Source organism: Salinibacillus aidingensis, from assembly GCF_039522525.1.
GTDB lineage: Bacteria > Bacillota > Bacilli > Bacillales > Alkalibacillaceae > Salinibacillus > Salinibacillus aidingensis.
In genome coordinates this window covers 96,739-116,658 of record NZ_BAAADO010000002.1, presented here as the reverse complement: position 1 = coordinate 116,658, position 19,920 = coordinate 96,739, and the positions used below count along the sequence as shown (strand labels likewise).

Below are 19,920 nucleotides of genomic sequence, written 5' to 3'. Positions count from 1 at the left end.
AATACTGCCCTTTTTTATGAAAAAACGTTGTCGCATTAATATTTAAATAAGGTAGCGACTAATTCATGACCTGCTCCGACTGTCCAGAACAGCACGTAGTCCCCACGCTGGATGCGTCCATCTTCAATTCCTTCGTGTAAGGCGATAAAAGGACTGCTTGTACCTGTATATCCAAATCGATCTCCAACATAGACGATTTGTTCGTCATCAAGGGCAAAATGTTCCTGAATTCTCAGGATGTTGCTTAAAGCAAATTGCGATAAACAGTAGGCCTTAATGTCTTTAGGATCCAGGTGATTCCGTTCTAACAGGGTAGAAATCATGTCATACGCTGGGGGTAAGGCCTTGGACCCATCAAACTTCTGCCAGCGGATGGTGGAAACACTTTTATCCTCTAAGATGCTTTTCGATAAGCCGTCTTTAGGAAATCGGATCATATCGCGGATAAACGAATCGGTAAAATACGTAGAATCGATAAATCCAGTGTTCTCCTCCGTTTTTTCTAAAATCACAGCAGCTGCGGCATCTCCATAATTCGCATAAGTGATTTCTTCATCGGGATTACTGACAAGCGTGTTGTAATCAGAACCGATGATTAAAGCCTTATTGACGTTAGGATTCCCTTTCATATAATAAGATGCCTGCTCCACAGCAATCGTCATACCGGCACAGTTCGCATTTGTATCCATTGTAATGGCTTGCTTTTTAGCGTTAATGGCATGATGGACATAGATAGCATTGGTAGGGAAGGTGGTTTCCGGAACCTGAGTTGTAAATACAATCATGTCAATATCGTTTCCGGTTAATTTTGCTCTCTCAAGTACCTTTTTACTCGCTTCAATACCCATCGTTAATCCGTTTTCCTCTTCATTATCAATCACGTATCGATTTTCTCTCCCCATGACCTCTAAGAAGTGCGATATATCCTTTTTATCTTTAAAATGTTCAATGAAAAAATCGTTATGTACAATCTTTTCGGGATGATAAATAGCGACTTCTTTTATCTTGATGTTGTTCATTCTGATTTGAATCTCCTTTTTCTAATAAAATCGTTTCTTTTGGCATGCAATCATTTGTGTAAATGTAATGGGATGATGTGGATAAATGACTGCATACTCAAAGACATCAATGTGATTCTCCTGTTTGTTTAAACGTCTACGGTCTTAGCGTTTTTAAGGCCAATGCTGCGTGCTAATCTGTGCAGTTGCAGCTTCAGAACGGCATTATTCCGGATATTAAGCTGGACCGTATGAAAACCGGACTCCTTATACATATTCAAGGAAGCTTCCATTTGCGGAACCATATCCTGTGTCAAAATATCCAAATTGGTACAATCGATTTCTAACGTATACTCTCCAGCCTTAATACTCGATACCGCATTTTGATAATCCCTCATAAAATTTTGCACATCCTGCTCCGAGAAACTGCCACGAACCACCATATCAATCGTCTTTTTCTCATGCTGAACCTGAATATCATACTTTTTCATGCTGAACCTCCTTTTTGGTGCCTGTCACCACCCGAATTTTGTCGAATTTTTGAGAAGCCACTATATTTATATCGGATTTGTTTGTGAAATTTTAAGTGCTCGGGAGGTGGTGGGACATGGGGACAGGTTCATTGTCCCAGCTCTTTTAGACATGAAGTCATTAAAATAAAGGAGAAGGAGTTTATAAGTTTCCAATAGGGAGAATTTCCTTTTTTATTATATGTGAAGAGATTGTGCAGATGGGGGGAACAATAGAACGAGATTGGTATAGGAGATGAATAGGCACCTTCTTTTCTTCCCACTACAGCATTTGCTATTATAAAAGGAGATAAAATTTTACAACAAAGAGAGGATCCTGGATTATGGCAAGACAATTCACAGGTTATATTGGAACATATACAAAAAAGAATAGCGAGGGCGTTTATCGTTTTACGTTGGATACGGAAAAGAAACAGATTACGAATGTAGAGGTTGCGGCTCACCTGGATAACCCTACATACTTAACGGTTAGCAAGAAAAATGAATATCTTTATGCGGTCTCTAAGGAAGGGGACCAGGGTGGTATCGCTGCTTTTAAAATTACCGGTGAATCCGGTGATTTAGAAAAATTAAACAGACAGGTTACAGACGGCTCGGCTCCCTGTCATGTGAGTGTCAACAGCAGAAACAGCTTAGTTGTCTCGGCTAATTTTCATACGAAGCAGGCAGAGGCTTTTCTAACGAAGGAGGATGGGTCGATTCAGCCACCAAAATCCGTTGAGCATGAGGGAAGTGGCCCCCATGAGCGACAGGAGAAACCGCACCTTCACTTTGCAGGCTTCACACCAGATGAACGATATGTAGTTGTCATCGATTTAGGAAGTGACAGGATAACAACTTATCAGCCGGATGGAGATGTTTTGCGTGAAGTAAGCGTGCGATCCGTGAAACCTGGAAGCGGCCCCCGTCATATTGCTTTTCATCCGAATGCTCCGTATGCATACGTGATGACGGAACTCAGTAATGAAGTTATTGTGCTTAAATATGATGAGGAGGAAGGGACCTTTGAGGACGTTCAATATATATCTACCCTTCCAGAGGATTTCACGGAAAATAGTCAGGGCAGTGCGATTCATCTTTCTTCGGATGGGAAGTTTGTTTATGCTGGCAACAGGGGGCACAACTCGATTGCCATTTATCGTGTAAAAGCGGATAACAAGCTGGAATTTATCGAATGGACCCATACAGAAGGGGACTGGCCAAGGGATTTTGTACTGGATCCAACAGAACAGTTTATCGTAGCTGCCAATCAGGAAACAGGAACCCTTGCCTTGTTTGAAAGAAATCAACAGCAAGGAACGCTCACCTTGTTGCAGAAGGATGTACATGCGCCAGAGGCTGTGTGTGTGAAGTTCTTAAATTAATGGGGAGATGCTTTTTCATATTTCTCCAGTATGGATAGACCGGGTACATAAAATGCCCGGTCTTTTTATGTGGGTTGACGGTCGTAAGGGATTTGTAAATATTCCCGGTTGATGGACTGTCAATCAAATGGTTGCTTTCTGATGTAGTGAAGGACACTTCGGCTCGTTTTTAGAGCTGGATTGGCCTTCATCATCGTTATGAAGGACCACTCGGTGTTGTTTAAAAGGTGAAGCGTCCTTCATGAATGCAATGAGGGACACCATTCTTGCAATTCCTATGTTTTTCTGTGCTTCATCGGGGCCATAGGTTTAAACTTGAATTATATAAAGCGTGAAACATTCTGTGAAACAAGATTATTCGGGGCGTGACAGGCACCAGCTGCGGAGGCACCAGCCGTGGAGATACCACCCCCGAAGGCACCATCCCCGACCTAAAGCTCACTGAACACACGGCGCAGGTTTTCTGGTGTGAATTGGAGCTGATCCGGATAGGCGGATTTCCAGCTTCTGTATGAATTACCGGTTAATTTTTTAATGAGTTCATCGGTATTATAAATCTCCACGTCGTATACCCAGTTGGCGATCATTAGAATAGAAGCCATATGGGCCCCTTCGTTAGTGGCACCGCACATATCCTTCACCAGATGTACCTGGTAGTCACGAAAGTATGCATCAAACACAGATGTCATTAAACATCCGTCTGTTACAAAGCCACCCATCAGCAAATTCTTAACTCCCATATTCCTGAGAATCAGATCCAGGTTGGTACCATAAAAACTGCTCCATCGGTATTTATCAACCACAATATCATGTTCTTTGGGTTTTATTTTATCCAAAATTTCAACAGCATCTGTTCCATCATGATAAAAGACCGGTGTTCCATCTTCCTTCAATGGCTCATGATTTGAAAGACCAATCGTATCTTCACGGTTAATTTGGCGGGTATAAATGATTGGAATGCCCTGTTTCCGGCATTCCGCAATTAATAATTCAGCGTTTTGAACGGCTTGCTCAACCCCCTGGATGCCGAATTCACTCTCTTTTTGTATATCAATTAAGACTAGTGCTGTGTTTGTTTTCTCCACTGTAATCGTCCTCCTCTTAACGTTTTGCAGGAAAATATTCAAAGGTGTAACACCATAGATAACCTTTGTCTGGCAATGGCATTAATGAGAATATCTTGTGATTTTTTAACTTTTTGAACCCTATTGGACTGAACTTGTGTCAAACCTGGTGCTATATGATTGTTAAGTTTAATTTATTTAATATGTTTTGAACAAAATAACTAAAATAAATTGTACGTTATCGGGGAAGTTGCGTCAATATTGGTCTGCTCTTCTTAGTTGAGCTTGTGAGTTCGCGGATCTGGAAATGAGTAACTCAACTCTTTTACTGAAGGCTTCTGATAAACCTGATGAAAAAAACAGGAATGATCGATTGATGATTGCATACCGTATTGATTATTTACCCGAAAACATTCAGGCGATGGGGAGGTCGTTGAAGAATTATAAAATATCTATAAAAAGACATTGAGCGAGCCTGCCAGGCCAGATTTTTTATTATTTTTGTGTGAAACATTTTGTGAAACAAGATTATTCGGGGCGTGACAGGCACCACCCCGAAATATATATAAATTCATCCTTCCACCTGAATGAAACCCAAAAAATCTCATTTTCCTCTACATACCTTTTGGATTTTCATTACTCAGTGTATCTGTATTTAATTTTCCCTGATGTGCACGGTTTTGCAGCAAGGAGTATACTAACCTCACACTCAGGCGCAGACAGGTTTCGCCTGAGGAATAAAAATAGTGTGAGGTGAGCATGATGGGGAGAAAAAAGCGGATTTGGGAGCCTGGATATTTTTATCATATTGTTTGTCGCGGGAACCGTCGTGAGGATCTCTTTCTGGAGCAGGAGGATTTTTTGACATTCCTTTATATATTGGAGCATGTGTATCGAAAATGTCCGTTTGAGGTGGCTTCCTATTGTTTGATGACCAACCACGTTCACCTTCAGCTTCGTTCACAGGAGCAGGAAATCTCAAAGGTGATGGCCCGGGTGAACAAGCGTTATGCGGATTACTTCAATTATAAGTATAAGCTCACGGGCCATGTGTTTGAAAAGCGTTATTTTGATCGATTGATTGCCAATGAGGAGAGTATGCTTGAGACGAGTCGCTACATCCACCTGAATCCACTTGAAGCAAATATTGTTTCCAGACCCCAGGATTATGCGTGGAGCAGCCTGCAGTATTTTTGCGGTAATCAGGAGGAACGACCACCGTATATGAATATGGACGTGCTGTTAGACCATTTTTCCGGAACCAAGGACGAAAAGGGGAAAAAATACCGCAGCTGGTGCCTGTCACCACCCGAATCCGGTCGAATTTTGTCGAATCGAACATCAGTACATTTGTGAATACAGATTATAAATCTCGTAATCCAATAGGTATTCCTCCAGAGTTTTCGGGTGAGGGATAGAGGACCAGTATTCCTCCATGGGCTCTTGTGGATTCAGGGCTTGCCGGACCTGCTTTTTTGCCTCATAAAAGTCTTCAAACAGAGGATATTTTTCTCTGTATCTCCGGAATAAAAAGAGATGGCTGCTGTTTAATTCTGTTCCCTCAGAAAGGAAAATTTCTGCGAGAAGGCACTTTTCCTTAAAGCTGTACAAATTGTTCAGGAAAATGGCCTGGATGAAAGGCTTAATTCCTAGTTGCTCTGCTTTCTCTTGGTAAGAGGACGGGATGAGCTGGTTGCAATTGGACAGACGGTGGCGGTGGTTTAGGCTGGGACTTATATACAGCATACACGTCCTGGTTTCATGTTTCATTTGTATCCTGGAATGTTCGTGTCTGGAACCTGATAGCCACAGCTGAAGTGGCTGGCTTCGTTTTTCAAAAAAGGCCTTGCCCAGAATCTTCTCAATAGAGCGAGGGTTCATTTTCCACTCACGGATTAACTCATAATAAAGGAGTTCCACGTAGTTTATGTTCTCGTTTCTCTCTACACAATGCTTGAGCATGGATACCTTTCGTTCCTTTTCTGATTTAAAAGGTCCCACCACATAACAGAGGAGAGGGGATTTTCTCCGCAGCTGCTTCATCGCCGAAACATATGAAAATCCACTAATCACGTTATATTTATGATCCATTCGTTTTTCGACAATTATGTAAGGGTTGACGGCATTCCGCATTTTTGAGGTATAGCGAAAAGCTGTTTGACGGTCAACCTCCTCCATGTAAAAGGCCACCAGTCTATCATAAGTCAGTTTTACATGTCTCATGAAAAAATCACCCCGCATGTATTTGTTGTTAGAGTATATGTGGAGGGGATTTTGTCCTATTCAGGTGCCTGTCACCACCCGAATTTTGTCGAATTTCATGTACAGGTTTTTGTTTTATTGATATAATTTTCATATGAAATTAAGGGGAGTAGCTTTAACAGTAATGATCGTCAAAACAGAGTCGACTCTCGGCATTATTGGCGACCTAACCATTGTTAGCAAGACCTTTGCTTTAGTGCAGGGGTCTCTTTTTTATGCAAATACCAACATGAAATTGTGAGAGGAGAAAGGACATTGGAATCAATCTGGATTGAATACGGATGGACATTACTTGTGCTGATTGGTCTGGAAGGACTGCTATCAGCTGATAATGCGCTTGTATTGGCCATTATCGCAAAACATTTACCTGGTGATCAAAAAAACCGGGCCATTAATTATGGCGTTATGTTAGCTTTTATTTTTAGATTTTCGGCTATTTTTGCCATTTCATTTCTTGCTAATGTTTGGCAGGTTCAGGCAATCGGTGCTGCTTACTTGATTTATTTAGGGATGAAGCATGTGCTGGGGTCGAATAAGGAGGACGATGAGAACACAGTACTTTCGAAGGGGTCAGGCTTTTGGCCAACAGTTGCCAAGCTTGGCCTTGCAGACGTGGCTTTTGCCATAGATTCGATTTTAGCAGCGGTTGCCCTTGCCATCGCACTGCCGGAAACGCCGCTGCCGGCATTTGGTGGAATGGATGGAGCAAAGTTTGCCATTGTTGTGTTCGCGGGGATTGCAGGACTTATTCTGATAAAATATGCAGCAACATGGTTTGTCAGATTGCTAAACGACCGGCCGGGATTGGAAACTACCGCTTATCTTATCGTTGCCTGGGTGGGGGTGAAGCTTGCGGTCATTACATTGGCTCATGAGGATGTCGGAGTATTACCGCACGAGTTTCCTCATGGTATTACCTGGACGGCTGTTTTCTGGTCGGTTTTACTATCCACTGCAATTGGAGGGTGGTTCCTTTCCGGGCGAAAGGAATAGACCGGGTGGTGCCTGACCGGGTGGTGCCTGTCACCACCCGAATTTTGTCGAATGAAACATTTCCCATATATCCACATTCGTTCCTCTATGATACGATTAATAAGGAATAAACGCGGTAGATGCATAGAGGAGTTCGTATGATGAACAGCAGAGATTCGTATTTTTTTGATAGAAAGAGTGCCGAACTGGGGGTTGTGCTAAATAAGGTCCAAAAGCAGGCGGTTTTACATACAAAGGGTCCGCTCCTGCTGCTGGCGTCTCCGGGTTCAGGTAAAACGACAACGATCATCATGAGAATTGGATATTTAATAGAGGTTCAAAAGGCCGATCCTTCCCGAATAAAGGCTGTTACATTCAGTAAGGCTTCGGCCAATGATATGAAAGAGCGGTTTCAGCAGTTTTTTCCCAATCTTCCTTCTATACATTTTTCTACTATACATAGTTTGGCTTTTCAGGTCGTGAGGGAGTATTTTAATCGGCAGGGAATCCGGTATGAGCTCATTGAAGGGCAGGGTGAGCTGAATAAGAAGCAAATTCTGCGGAAAATCTATCAGTCTGTACACGAGGAGACGATAACGGAAGATCAGCTTGAGGCGCTCACTACCTATATCAGTTATATTAAAAACCGCCTGATCCCTGAGGAAAAGTGGACGGCCATCACATGTGATGTGTCTAAAGCCGCAGATATTTTAAAACAGTACGAGGACTTTAAAAAATCCCGTTCTGACCAGTTGCTTCTTGATTATGATGATATGCTTACCCTGGCGAATGATGTGCTGAAAACAGACCAGACGCTGCGGGTGAAATATCAGCAAAAATTTGATTATGTCCTCACCGATGAAAGTCAGGATACGTCACTGGTTCAGCATGCCATCATTGAGCAGCTTGTGGAGGAGCACAAAAATTTATTTGTTGTTGCCGATGATGATCAGTCGATTTATATGTGGCGGGCGGCCGAGCCACAATATCTGCTCGATTTTCAAAGAGTTTATCCGGAAGCGAAAATTCTCAAGCTTGAGCAAAATTACCGCTCCAGCCAAGAGATTGTAGATGTTTCGAACAGGTTCATTAAGCGCAATAAAAATCGCTATGAAAAACAGATGTTCACGAAAAATCCTTCCCGTGAGCAGGTTGAGCTGACTGCGCTAAGGGATTATCATGAGCAGCCGGGCTATCTGGTGGATAAAATTTCTCTGCTTGAAAATTACCGGGATGCAGCGATATTATACCGGAACCATTCATCCTCAATTCCTCTGATTGATGCGTTTGCCCGGGCCGGAATTCCTTTTTATATGAAGGATCCTGACAACCGTTTTTTCACCCATTGGATTGTGAAGGATGTCCTGAATTTTATGCGGCTCGCTTTTGATGCCAGGCGGACGGATATTTTCGAAAGGGTTTATGGAAAGTTTAACTGGTATTTATCGAAAAATCATATGGAGCAGCTTCATAGAATGCAGAATGGTGAATCGGTGTTTGACAACCTGATTCGTTATACCCGTTTGAAGGATTTTCAGAAGGTGAAGATTAAAAAGGGAAAAGAGATTTTTCGTGAAATGAAGCAAATGGATCCAGGACAGGCGATCCGCTCCATACGTACAGAGCTTGGGTATGAAGACGTCTTGAAGGATATGAGTAAGCGGCTCGGTTTTAATAAGGAAAATCTATTTGATATACTGAACACTTTGGAGGACATAGCCAAATCAGTGGACAGTGTGGCGGGTTTCGGGAAACGGATTAAACACCTGGATGCCCTGATGGCTTCCTCAAAGTTTAATAAGGGTGAGGATGCCGTCACATTTTCTACCTTTCATAGTGCGAAGGGGCTGGAATTTCCAAGGGTGTATATGATTGATTTGATCGATGGTGTGATTCCGGCGCAGTCTGATCTGGAAAGTGCAAAGGATGGGGTATACGAACCGCTGGAGGAAGCAGTCCGGCTTTTTTATGTTGGCATGACCCGGGCCGAGCAGCATCTGGAGCTTGTTACCTATCAGCGCAAGTACGGGAAAAAAGCGCGGCCGTCACGCTTCTATCATGATGTGGAGCGGATTGTACATCCACCCAAGGTTATTAAGGAAGATGAGAAGACAGGGAAGAGGGAAAGCCGGACAAGCACCAAAAAGACCAGAATCCCTTATGACCCGAATGCGATAAAAGAGCGGGATGCTTTGCAGGAAGGGATGATGGTCAAGCATCGAGTCTTTGGCCGGGGTGAAATCGTGTCCTGCAGCGATGAAATTATAGAAATCCGCTTCCCCAAATTCACCAAAAAGTTATCTGTTGATAAGTGCCTGGAGATGGGACTATTAGGTGCCTGTCACCACCCGAATTTTGTCGAATAATCATTAATGGGAGGGGTTTTCATGAAATACAGTTATGTTTCGCATCTTTATTGTCCGAAATGCGGGAAGGAGTTTCATACGAAGGAGCAGCATCAATTGTGCTCGTGCGGTTCGCCGCTCCTGGTAGATTATAATCTTGATGAGTTGCAGAAGAATTTTACTGCTGAGGATCTGAAGGGACGGGAAAACTCTATATGGAGGTATCATGAGCTTCTTCCTGTTGAAGATCGTGAAAATGTCGTGTCCTTAGGGGAAGGAATGACACCGCTTGTTTCCTTTACCAATCTAGGGGAGGACATGTCGCTTGAAAATCTCTATATGAAGGATGAAGGACTGATTCCTACGGGGTCATTTAAAGCGAGAGGCGCGGCAGTCGGTGTATCAAAAGCAACAGAAATAGGAGTGGATGAGCTTGCGATGCCCACGAATGGAAATGCCGGGGCTGCATGGTCTTTATATAGTGCGAGGGCCGGACTTCAATCCACCATTGTTATGCCCAAGGATGCTCCGGAGATTACCAGAACAGAAGTATCCTTATCCGGATCTAATCTTTATTTAGTGAATGGCCTCATTAGTGACGCTGGAAAAATTGTGGGGAAGGCTGTAAAGGATTATAACCTGTACGATGCCTCAACCTTAAAGGAACCTTACCGGATAGAAGGAAAGAAAACAATGGGGCTGGAAATTGCCGAGCAACTCAATTGGAAGCTTCCTGATGTTATCGTATACCCAACAGGTGGTGGAGTGGGTCTGATCGGCATTTATAAGGCTCTGAAGGAATTAAAAACACTGGGCTTGGTTGAAGGTTCATTACCTAGATTGGTTGCGGTTCAGTCAACAGGATGTGCCCCTATTGTGCAAGCCTGGGAGAATGGGGAGCGTGAATCAGAGTTCTGGAATGATTCATCAACACTTGCCTTTGGTATTAATGTGCCTAAAGCCCTGGGAGATTTTCTTGTGCTGGATGCCCTATATGATACGGATGGATGTGCGGTGGCTGTAGATGATCAAGCCATTTTGGACGAACAGGAAAAAATAGCAGGCTTGGAAGGAAGCTTCGTATGCCCAGAGGGAGCAGCCACATTTGTCGCTATCCGCAAACTGCGGGAGGAAGGCTGGATTGGGCAAAATGAGACCGTAGTAGGATTAAACACAGGAGCCGGCATAAAGTATCCGGACACTGTTCAGGTAGATCCTGAGATGCTGGAGAAGAATGATACACTATAGGCTGGTGCCTGTCACGACCCGAATTTTGTCGAATTGCATACGGAATAAGTAAGGGGTATGACATATGTATTGTCATACCCCTTTTTACATCTATCAGGAACGTTTGTCGTCAAATAAAAATCGACAAAGTTCGTGCGATTTCGGGTGGTGACAGGCACCTCACCCGCGAACTTCTTCACCATTCTTCCCTTCATACCGAAGCCCCCAGCCAGTTAAGGCAGCAACCAGCATGATGATGACGAGGAACCAGCCTTGAAAGACAAAAGGAAAGACGGACGTTGGATTCACAACAGGGAGCCATTCATATTGCTCCTGCATTGACTGGATGGTTGACCAGCCCAAAAGGACAGGCGCACCCCAGGGAAAAATGTATCCCAATGCTGAGGTGATGGCGTCCAGCATATTGGCTCTGCGATAACGGTGAATCTTATACCTGGTTCCAAGCTCTCGTACAAAAGGAGCCGCAGCAATTTCAGCCGCCGTATTAATCGTTATGGCACTATTTAGCAGGGCAACAATGCTCCACATGGCGATTTCTGCTCTACGTACAGATTTTTTAATCCATTTAATCATCATACCTGTAATCACTTCCATCGTACCGCCCAGCTTCAATAGATGACTGGCTGCAACAATGAGCAGAATCAAAACAGCCATATTAAAATAGCTGGTGATCCCCGATACTAATGCACCTTCTACAATCATATCCGATTCAGGATTAAAATTCAGAATTTGTGTCAATGGCTTGATATTCAGAATAGCAATGAGCGCAATGGCAAACACAATTCCCCATGTCAGGGATGTCAGCAAATGGTGTCCCCGCAAGGCTAAAAATAGCACGAGAGCAAAGGGAACAAGCATAATCAGTCCATTTGGTGAAATGGATTCAGCCATAGAGCTAATTGCGGCCTGATTACCTTGAACATTGCCGCCCCCGCCAAATATCGCAAATAATAGGAAAGTTGGAATCGCGGCGGCAATCGAATATTTAAAACGTGAGCGGACTACTCCGGGAACGTCTGCATCCTGGGTAACAGCCGATACAATGGTCGTGTCGGAAACCGGTGCCAGGTTATCACCAAAAACAGCCCCGGCCAGGATTGCAGCGAACATAAAGAGAGGGTCTGCTCCAACAGCAATACCGGATGGATACATCAGCGTACTGAAAGCAACCACCGTTCCATATCCAGTTCCCACCGCGGTTGAAAAAGTTGCAGACAGAAGGAAGGTCATTGCAACGAACAATCCTCCACTCAATCCTGTAATGGATCCAATCCATACCAGTCCTTCAACAAGCCCGCCAACCTGTAATACTTGTGCAAACATTCCGGCATAAAACCAGGCAACAATGGCAATGACACCAACCGGCTGTGCCAGTCCATCAAACAATCCCTGAGCATAATCCTCCCATTTACTCTTTGAAAAGAAAAGTCCCAGGGTCAGCCCCATAATGGCCCCTAGAACAAGCCCAACTTCGGAGGAAAGCTGGAGTACACTAATGGTGATCGCCCATATTACAAAAAACAACAGGGGAATGGCCGCACCAAATGCCCCCAGCCTGAATTCCAATGATTGAACAACTGCTCCACCCGTAGCTTTATCTATATCTTCATTGTTTGGCATATGTAAACCTCCTTTTCGGGTATGGTGCCTGTCACCACCCGAATTTTGTCGAATGATTTTTAGTCAGTAGTAGTATCTTATCAGGAAATGGGGGTGGATGTCACTATATGATATAGATATTCTATCAGTGAAATCAGGGAGAGCACGGGGAATTACCAACAATTCTTAAAAAAACCTTTAGCTGTGATTCCTAAAAAGTTTTATTTTTATATTGAATTTTTAGAAAAATTTAATTATAATCAAATTTAGAAAAACAGAATCTTAATTCCACATTGCGGAATTATGTCATTTTTAAAAGGAAGGTGATGACCTGGCAATCCATATATCTCTAGAACTGTACATTATAAGGGAGGACATAAGAATGAAAAAGTTAATAAACTCAAGTGATGCTCTTAATGTAATTAAAAATGGGGATACATTACTTGTTGGAGGGTTTGGATTATCAGGAACCCCTTTGACACTTCTTGATGAAATTGCTGAATCAGATAAAACGGATTTAACCGTAGTCAGTAATAATCTGGGAGAGGCAGGCAGAGGACTTGGCAAGTTACTACTGGCCGGAAATTTAAAAAAGGCAGTCGGATCCTATTTTACCACTAATCGTGATGCAGTGGAGGCCTGGAATAATGGAAATCTGGAAATTGAATTAGTCCCCCAAGGCACATTAGCAGAAGCGATTCGATGCGGTGGAGCAGGAATTGGCGGCTTCTATACCAGGACGGCTGTAGGGACAAAAATTGCTGAAGGAAAAGAAGAGAAAGTGATTGATGGAGAGAGATATATACTTGAAAAAGCTATCAAAGGAGACGTAGCCATTATTAAATCTTTGAAAGCGGATACACTCGGAAACCTCATCTATGACCACACCGCAAGAAATTTCAACCCACTAATGGCAACAGCAGCCAAGACTGTAATCGCAGAAGTCGATGAAATTGTTGAAGCTGGAGAAATCGACCCTCATCAAGTAGTAACCCCTCATTTATTTGTTGATTACGTAGTGGAAAGTAAATACGTGAAAAAGGGAGGGGTCTATATTGAGTCAATCTAATCGAATCAAAATCGCCAAAAGAGTTGTAGAAGAACTTCCGGAAGGTGCCGTTGTCAATCTTGGTGTTGGCATTCCTACCTTAATTCCGGATTATTTGGATGGTAAGAAAGTTTATTTACAATCGGAAAATGGTTTGCTGGGAATCGGTCCAACACCAGATGAAGAAAATGTAAACATGGATTTAATCAGCGCGAGCAAGAAACCGATTACAATGGATACTGGCGCTTCGTTATTTGATAGTGCTGATTCCTTTGTCATCATACGTGGCGGTCACGTAGATGCAGCGGTTTTAGGTGCCCTCCAGGTTGATCGTTATGGAGAGATTGCCAATTGGGCTGTTCCAGGTAAGAGTATATTAGGTGTTGGTGGTGCGATGGATCTTGTGGCAGGGGCGAAGAAAATCATTATTGCTTCTACTCATCAGGCCAAAAACCATCAACCAAAATTAGTAGAAAAGCTAACCTTTCCAAGCAGTGGAATCAGGAAGGCAGAAATGTTAGTTACAGAGCATGCGGTTTTTAAGTTTACAGATGATGGCCCGGTACTGATTGAAAAATTATCAGATATATCTATGTCTGAGCTTCGGGATATTACTGGTGCTGAATTTAAAGAGAAAATTAAACTGTGAAGGAGGTCTCAATATGAAAAAAGTGATTTGGTTACTGTCAGCTACTATTTTTATGGCAGGAATTTTAATAGGCTGTTCCTCATCAGGAGGGGCAGGTTCAAATAATAACGGGCAAGGGGACAATACAGCTGGTGGAGTCCCTGGTGAAATGACGTTTGGTTCAGCTACCCAAGGGGGGTTTTGGTATACATTATCAGGTGCAATGTCAGACAAAATGAATGATCTATTCCCTGACTCATCTACAACCATTGTAGAAGGGGGGTCTATATCTAATCTACTTGGCTTAGGGCAGGATAAATTTCATATTGCTTTTAGTAACGGGCAGACCGTACCAGAAGCATTGAATGGAGAGAAAGCATTTGAAGAACCGATAACAAACGTAAGCACGGTTGCTACACTGTACCCAAATGTTTTTCATATTGCCGTTCGTGCTGACTCAGATATACATTCTGTTGAAGATTTAGCGGGTAAAACGGTTAGTCCAGGTATTAAAGGCTACAGTGGTGAACTTGCATTTCAGGAGATCCTTAAATTGAATGATATGAGCTATGACGACCTCGAAGGTATTGAATATGTAGGAACATCTGATGGTGCAGATTTACTTAGGGATGGGCACATAGATGCCATTACAGGAATGCTGTCAGCACCTGTTGCCGTATATCAGGAATTAGATACAACATTAGGGCTTCGATTTATACCACTTAAAAAAGAGACTGTTGAAGCACTTCATGCCCAAAATGAAGGGTATCTTGAACACACCATCCCTGCTGGTACGTATCCAAACCAGTCAGAAGATGTCCTAACCACAGCCGGATATACTGTACTGTTAGCAAACAATAATTTGATGAGTGAAGATACCATTTATAAGTTAACAAAAATGATCATTGAAGAAAGAGATTCCTGGGAAGATATCTCTAAAGTAATGAGTGACTTTAACGCCGAGTATTCGGTGAAAAATAGTGTTGGAGAATTACACCCTGGTGCAGAAAAATATTATAAGGAGATAGGAGTATTGGAATAGCTCGTTCTAAGCTTCTCCCGAGGAGGGATGATATGGCGGGAAACCATGTTGACCTGGATGATATTCAGCAGAACCAGACGGAAGTGACCAATGAAAAATTGCGTGCGTTGAAAGGATTTGCAGGCAAACTAATATCCATAATAGCCATTGCCATGTCTATTTTCCATTTGTACACAGGGCTGTTTGGCGTATTTGAGTCCATACTTCAGCGTTCTGCACATTTGGGTTTTGCCTTAGTTCTGGTATTTGCCATCTATCGGCCAACAAAAAAAGCAGGTAAAGAGAAGTTACATTGGTACGATTGGTTATTAATGATTTTATCAATCGTCTCTTATTCATATTTTGTCTTTAACGCTCAGGAGATCCAATCTCGTATGAGCTATATTGAGCAATTAACAAGTTTAGAAATTGTTCTTGGTTTTATTGCGATGTTTACGTTAATTGAGGCTACCAGAAGAGTAATAGGGAAGACGCTCGTTGTGCTGGTTTTTATCTTTCTGGCCTACGGATTCTTTGGCCATTTTATTACTGGAGCATTAGGGCATCGGGAATTTACAACCATGTGGATTATGGATCATTTATTTTATACAACAAATGGTGTGTTTGGAACAGCACTGGGTGTATCTGCAACCTTTATATTCCTTTTTGTTTTATTTGGAAAATTTCTTGAGGTTTCCGGTGCCGGAAATTTCTTTATCAATCTGTCTGTCTCAGCCATGGGACAGTATCGGGGAGGCCCGGCTAAAACAGCCATTGTTGGAAGCTCCATACTTGGTACCATTTCAGGAAGTGCTGTTGCGAATACAGCCACAACAGGTGCATTTACAATTCCACTGATGAAAAAAACAGGCTATAGAAACTACTTTGCAGCTGCTGTAGAGGCTGTGTCTTCAGCTGGTGGCCAAATTATGCCGCCGATTATGGGAGCATCGGCATTTATTATTGCTGCGTATTTAGGGGTTCCGTATATGGAATTGGCTGTAGCTGCAATTATTCCAGCTGTTCTTTATTATCTATCACTGTTTTTGCAAGTAGACCTGCGTGCAAGACGGAATAGAATGGTGGGTATTAAAAAGGAAGAACTGCCAGGCACATGGGGAATCTTTAAGAAAGGTTTCCACTTCCTGATTCCTCTGGTTGTCATTGTCGTTATGCTTGTGGGTGGAAGTTCACCTATGAAGGCAGGGCTTTATGCTATTATAAGCACCATTTTAGTGGCAGCTATTCAGGCTTCTACCAGACTTTCAGGGAAGCAAATCGTGAAGGCTTTAGACCTTGGAGCAAAGGCGTCCCTGGAAACTGTTATCGCATGTGCCGCAGCGGGATTAATCATAGGAATGATAGGTTTAACGGGTATTGGACTGAAGTTCAGCAGTCTGATTATTGAATTATCTGGCGGTATCTTACTGATTGCGCTTATATTTACGATGATTGCAAGTATCATTCTTGGCATGGGATTACCAACAGTTGCTGCGTATATTGTACAGGTACCTTTAACCATTCCCGCATTAATAGAGCTTGGTGTAACACCGGTTGCTGCTCATTTATTTGTCTTTTACTTTGCATCATTGTCAGCTATTACACCACCAGTAGCACTTGCCGCATTTACCGGAGCGGGAATTGCGGGGTCTGAACCGATGAAAACAGGTATGACTGCTGTACGATTAGGCATTACAGCATATATCGTACCTTACCTGTTTGTATATGGAGAACAGCTTCTGTTAATCGGATCTGCATCTCAGATTATTCCATCAGTTATTACAGCTATTATTGGTGTTATTGGCATTGCCTGCGCTGCTGAAGGCTGGGTGCTTCGACACGCATTTTGGTATGAAAGAATGCTTTTATTTGCAGGAGCCATCGGAATGACTATCCCGGGAATTTACTCGGACATTATAGGTGTTATCGTTCTGGTAAGCATCTATTTTCTTCAAAAAACATTTAGAAAGGACTTACTAACTAGTAGTAATTCTAGTAATGCAAAGGAGATGTCGTCATGAATCAATCCGCTGTTGTTGGTGCAGGAGTGATGGGAAAGGGGATTGCTTATGCATTTGCGATTTCCGGATATGAGGTTTTTGTGAATGATGTTAAAGAAGAGGCCCTTGAGAAGGCTGAACGTGACATTGAGTCTCTTCTTGAAAAGAGCTGTGATAAAGGATTTTTAACAAAGGAAGTTTATCATACGGCGCTGGAGAATCTGCATTTTGAAACAGATCTGACAAAGGCGGCCAAAAACGCTGATGTCGTCGTAGAGGCTGTTCTTGAAAAAATAGATTTAAAGATTTCTATTTTTCAGCAACTTGATGAAATTTGTAAGCCGGAAGCGATTCTTGCCACGAATACCTCAACGATGAGTCCAACTGAGATTGGTGCACAAACCTCCCGTCCAGATAAAGTTGTGGCGATGCACTTTTTTAATCCTGTACACAAAATGAAGCTTATTGAAGTGATTCGTGGTCTGGATACATCAGATGAGACTGTTGATCAGGTCAGAACGATTTCCAATCAGATTCAAAAAGAAATGGTTGAAGTCAATGAATTCCCTGGATTTGTGACCTCCCGGATGAATTGTTTGATCGGGAATGAAGCCATGAACATGTTTATGGAGGGTGTTGCAAGTGCAGAGGATATAGATAAAGCTATGAAACTCGGATTAAATCACCCAATGGGTCCGCTTGAACTGGCGGATTTAGTAGGCCTTGATTCCCGTCTTCGCAATATGGAATATCTCCATCAAACATTGGGTGAAAAATACCGTCCTTCACCAATCCTCACAAAGTATGTGAAGGCAGGTCGGCTTGGTAAAAAATCAGGAAAAGGGTTTTACAACTATTCTTAAAAGAAGGGTGAAATCATGAATCAATTTCAAAATGTCGATATCCAAACAGAAGAAGGTATTTTTTGGATAACCCTTAATCGTCCGGAAGTACGCAATGCTTTAGACGCAGCCATGCTTGAAGAAATTGATCAGGCCTTGGATATAGCAGAAAAAAGTCAGGATACAAAAGTAATCATAATTCAAAGTGCAGGGGAAAAGTCGTTTGCTGCAGGTGCAGATATTAAGCAACTACATGAAAAAGAACCTCTGGAAGCCATTGTTCCCGGTATGCAGGCTCTTTATTCTAAAATTGAAAATTCAACAAAGGCCACCATTGCGGTTGTTCAGGGATTTGCCCTGGGAGGTGGGTGTGAATTAGCCATGGCTTGTGATATTCGTATTGCTGGCCACAGAGCGAAATTCGGTTTACCTGAGCTCAATCTGGGGATTATACCGGGAGCCGGCGGTACTCAGCGAATGGCACGGATCATTGGCAAAGGGCGTGCACTGGATATGATTTTAACGGGAAAAATGATTGATGGAAAAGAGGCCGAACGAATTGGGTTAGCCAGCTATTATGTACCTGAAGAAGACAGCCTGACTGAAAAAGCCCAGGGCGTAGCAACAGAGATTTTAAAGAAAGGACCGATTGCTATCCACTTAGCTAAAATGGCCGTTCACAAAGGATTTGATATCGATGAGAGTACGGCAATGTGGATGGAAAAATTATCGCAGGCTGTTGTGTTTGGAACAGAGGATAAACAGGAAGGAACGAAGGCCTTTATTGAAAAAAGGCCGGCATCATTCCAAAACAAATAAGAAAAGGGGCTATCAATTATGGATTTTACTTTATCAGAAGAAATAGAGTTCTTACGTGAAAATGTGCGTAAATTTGTAAAAGAAGAAGTGGAACCGGTTGCAATGGAAATTGAAGAAAACAATGAAATCCCGGAAAAAATCATTGAACAGTCCAAAGAAATGGGATTGTTCAGTCTAAGTATCCCTGAAGAGTATGGGGGCCTGGGCCTTGGCATGGTCGATAAATGTGCCGTATTTGAGGAGCTTGGCAAAACTCATAACGGTTTTACAACTTTGATCGGAGCACATACCGGAATCGGGACAGTCGGTATTGTCGAGTTTGGAACAGAAGAGCAAAAACAGAAATACTTACCGAAAATGGCCACAGGTGAATGGATTGGCGCGTTTGCCCTAACGGAACCATCTGCGGGCTCAAATGCTGCAAATTTAAAAACAACAGCTGTAAAAAAAGGGGATAAATATATCATTAACGGATCCAAACACTATATCACCAATGCTGTTGATGCGAATGTTTTCACTGTTATGGCTGTTACAGATCCTGAAAAGGGTGCCAAAGGAATTACTTCATTTATTGTTGAGAAGGATTTCCCTGGTTTTTCTTTAGGTAGTGTAGAAGAAAAAATGGGACTTAGGGGATCTCACTCTGCGGAATTATTTTTTGAAGATATGGAAGTCCCGGCTGAAAATGTACTGGGTGAAGAAGGGCAGGGCTATGTAAATGCATTAAAGGTACTTGCCAATGGTCGTGCAGGTCTAGCGGCTCGAAACCTGGGCTCCTGTGAAAAATTACTGGAGCATTGCCTAAGCTACGCAAAAGAGCGGGAGCAGTTCGGTAAACCAATTTTGGAAATCCAAACCATCCAGAATATGCTGGCGGATATTAGTATGCAGATCGAAACGTTAAAATCCTTGACATACCGGGTGGCATGGATGACCGATCAAAAGCAGCGTGTGGTAAAAGAAGCGGCGATTGCTAAATTATATGGCTCAGAAGTCTATAACAAAGTAGCTGACCTCGCTGTCCAAATTCACGGAGGCATTGGATACATGAAGGATTACCCAATTGAACGCTATTACCGTGATGCTCGGATTACCAAAATCTATGAAGGTACATCTGAAATTCAACGAAATATCATTGCTGGGGAGTTAATTCGCGAATTAAAGAGAAGGGAAGGATAAA

Annotated in this window: 17 protein-coding genes; 12 read left to right on the top strand and 5 right to left on the bottom strand. The window is 42.7% G+C overall.

The window, feature by feature from the left end; translation table 11 throughout:
- Positions 1 to 35: 35 nt before the first annotated feature.
- Together ABD006_RS04335 and ABD006_RS04330 are read right to left on the bottom strand one after the other, a co-directional pair.
- Positions 36 to 1,019 (bottom strand): ketoacyl-ACP synthase III, encoded by a 984-nt coding sequence (locus tag ABD006_RS04335; protein ID WP_343838017.1) that lies wholly within the window; start codon positions 1,017 to 1,019, stop codon positions 36 to 38.
- A 128-nt stretch (positions 1,020 to 1,147) separates the two neighbouring features.
- Positions 1,148 to 1,489, bottom strand: coding sequence for a hypothetical protein (locus ABD006_RS04330; RefSeq protein WP_343838015.1), 342 nt, complete (start codon positions 1,487 to 1,489; stop codon positions 1,148 to 1,150).
- Between the two features lie 362 nt (positions 1,490 to 1,851).
- Here ABD006_RS04330 and ABD006_RS04325 point away from each other — a divergent pair, with 362 nt between their 5' ends.
- Entirely contained in the window at positions 1,852 to 2,892 is a 1,041-nt protein-coding gene (locus tag ABD006_RS04325) for a lactonase family protein (protein ID WP_343838013.1), read from the top strand.
- 431 nt (positions 2,893 to 3,323) lie between these two features.
- On the opposite strand, the gene ABD006_RS04320 is transcribed toward ABD006_RS04325, so the two are convergent.
- Positions 3,324 to 3,977 carry a cysteine hydrolase family protein gene (locus tag ABD006_RS04320; RefSeq protein WP_343838011.1) on the bottom strand — a complete coding sequence of 218 codons (654 nt, stop codon included), beginning with the start codon at positions 3,975 to 3,977 and terminating at the stop codon, positions 3,324 to 3,326.
- A gap of 741 nt (positions 3,978 to 4,718) precedes the next feature.
- On the opposite strand from ABD006_RS04320, the gene ABD006_RS04315 reads away from it, so the two are divergent.
- Positions 4,719 to 5,312 carry an REP-associated tyrosine transposase gene (locus ABD006_RS04315; protein WP_343838009.1) on the top strand — a complete coding sequence of 198 codons (594 nt, stop codon included), beginning with the start codon at positions 4,719 to 4,721 and terminating at the stop codon, positions 5,310 to 5,312.
- Here ABD006_RS04315 and ABD006_RS04310 read toward each other — a convergent pair.
- On the bottom strand, positions 5,298 to 6,179 hold the full coding sequence (locus ABD006_RS04310) for a hypothetical protein (RefSeq protein ID WP_343838007.1): 882 nt from the start codon (positions 6,177 to 6,179) through the stop codon (positions 5,298 to 5,300). The genes ABD006_RS04315 and ABD006_RS04310 overlap by 15 nt on opposite strands.
- A gap of 294 nt (positions 6,180 to 6,473) precedes the next feature.
- Here ABD006_RS04310 and ABD006_RS04305 point away from each other — a divergent pair, with 294 nt between their 5' ends.
- The 3 genes from ABD006_RS04305 to ABD006_RS04295 all read left to right on the top strand — a co-directional run bounded on the left by ABD006_RS04305 (position 6,474) and on the right by ABD006_RS04295 (position 10,783).
- Complete coding sequence (locus ABD006_RS04305; RefSeq protein WP_343838005.1) at positions 6,474 to 7,211, top strand: TerC family protein; 738 nt, start codon at positions 6,474 to 6,476, stop codon at positions 7,209 to 7,211.
- A gap of 140 nt (positions 7,212 to 7,351) precedes the next feature.
- On the top strand, positions 7,352 to 9,556 hold the full coding sequence (locus ABD006_RS04300; protein ID WP_343838003.1) for an ATP-dependent helicase: 2,205 nt from the start codon (positions 7,352 to 7,354) through the stop codon (positions 9,554 to 9,556).
- Positions 9,557 to 9,577: 21 nt separating this feature from the next.
- Entirely contained in the window at positions 9,578 to 10,783 is a 1,206-nt protein-coding gene (locus ABD006_RS04295) for a threonine synthase (RefSeq protein WP_343838001.1), read from the top strand.
- Between the two features lie 159 nt (positions 10,784 to 10,942).
- On the opposite strand, the gene ABD006_RS04290 is transcribed toward ABD006_RS04295, so the two are convergent.
- A complete protein-coding gene (locus ABD006_RS04290; protein WP_343837999.1) occupies positions 10,943 to 12,403 on the bottom strand; it encodes a Na+/H+ antiporter NhaC family protein in 1,461 nt (486 codons plus the stop codon).
- A gap of 361 nt (positions 12,404 to 12,764) precedes the next feature.
- Between ABD006_RS04290 and ABD006_RS04285 the strand changes: the two genes are divergently transcribed.
- Genes ABD006_RS04285 through ABD006_RS04255 form a run of 7 tightly spaced genes read left to right on the top strand, consistent with a single transcriptional unit; the run spans position 12,765 to position 19,919 of the window.
- Complete coding sequence (locus tag ABD006_RS04285; protein WP_343837996.1) at positions 12,765 to 13,451, top strand: CoA transferase subunit A; 687 nt, start codon at positions 12,765 to 12,767, stop codon at positions 13,449 to 13,451.
- The gene (locus ABD006_RS04280; RefSeq protein WP_343837993.1) at positions 13,438 to 14,079 is read left to right on the top strand and encodes a 3-oxoacid CoA-transferase subunit B; all 642 of its coding nucleotides are present in this window, start codon (positions 13,438 to 13,440) and stop codon (positions 14,077 to 14,079) included. Before ABD006_RS04285 ends, ABD006_RS04280 begins: the two co-directional genes overlap by 14 nt.
- Before the next feature lie 13 nt (positions 14,080 to 14,092).
- Positions 14,093 to 15,100, top strand: coding sequence for a TAXI family TRAP transporter solute-binding subunit (locus ABD006_RS04275; protein WP_343837991.1), 1,008 nt, complete (start codon positions 14,093 to 14,095; stop codon positions 15,098 to 15,100).
- A 32-nt stretch (positions 15,101 to 15,132) separates the two neighbouring features.
- A complete protein-coding gene (locus ABD006_RS04270; RefSeq protein WP_343837989.1) occupies positions 15,133 to 17,100 on the top strand; it encodes a TRAP transporter permease in 1,968 nt (655 codons plus the stop codon).
- Entirely contained in the window at positions 17,097 to 17,942 is an 846-nt protein-coding gene (locus ABD006_RS04265; protein ID WP_343837987.1) for a 3-hydroxyacyl-CoA dehydrogenase, read from the top strand. The genes ABD006_RS04270 and ABD006_RS04265 overlap by 4 nt, the downstream gene beginning before the upstream one ends.
- A gap of 15 nt (positions 17,943 to 17,957) precedes the next feature.
- Complete coding sequence (locus ABD006_RS04260) at positions 17,958 to 18,740, top strand: enoyl-CoA hydratase/isomerase family protein (protein ID WP_343837985.1); 783 nt, start codon at positions 17,958 to 17,960, stop codon at positions 18,738 to 18,740.
- 18 nt (positions 18,741 to 18,758) lie between these two features.
- Entirely contained in the window at positions 18,759 to 19,919 is a 1,161-nt protein-coding gene (locus ABD006_RS04255) for an acyl-CoA dehydrogenase family protein (RefSeq protein ID WP_343837982.1), read from the top strand.
- Position 19,920 lies beyond the last annotated feature (1 nt).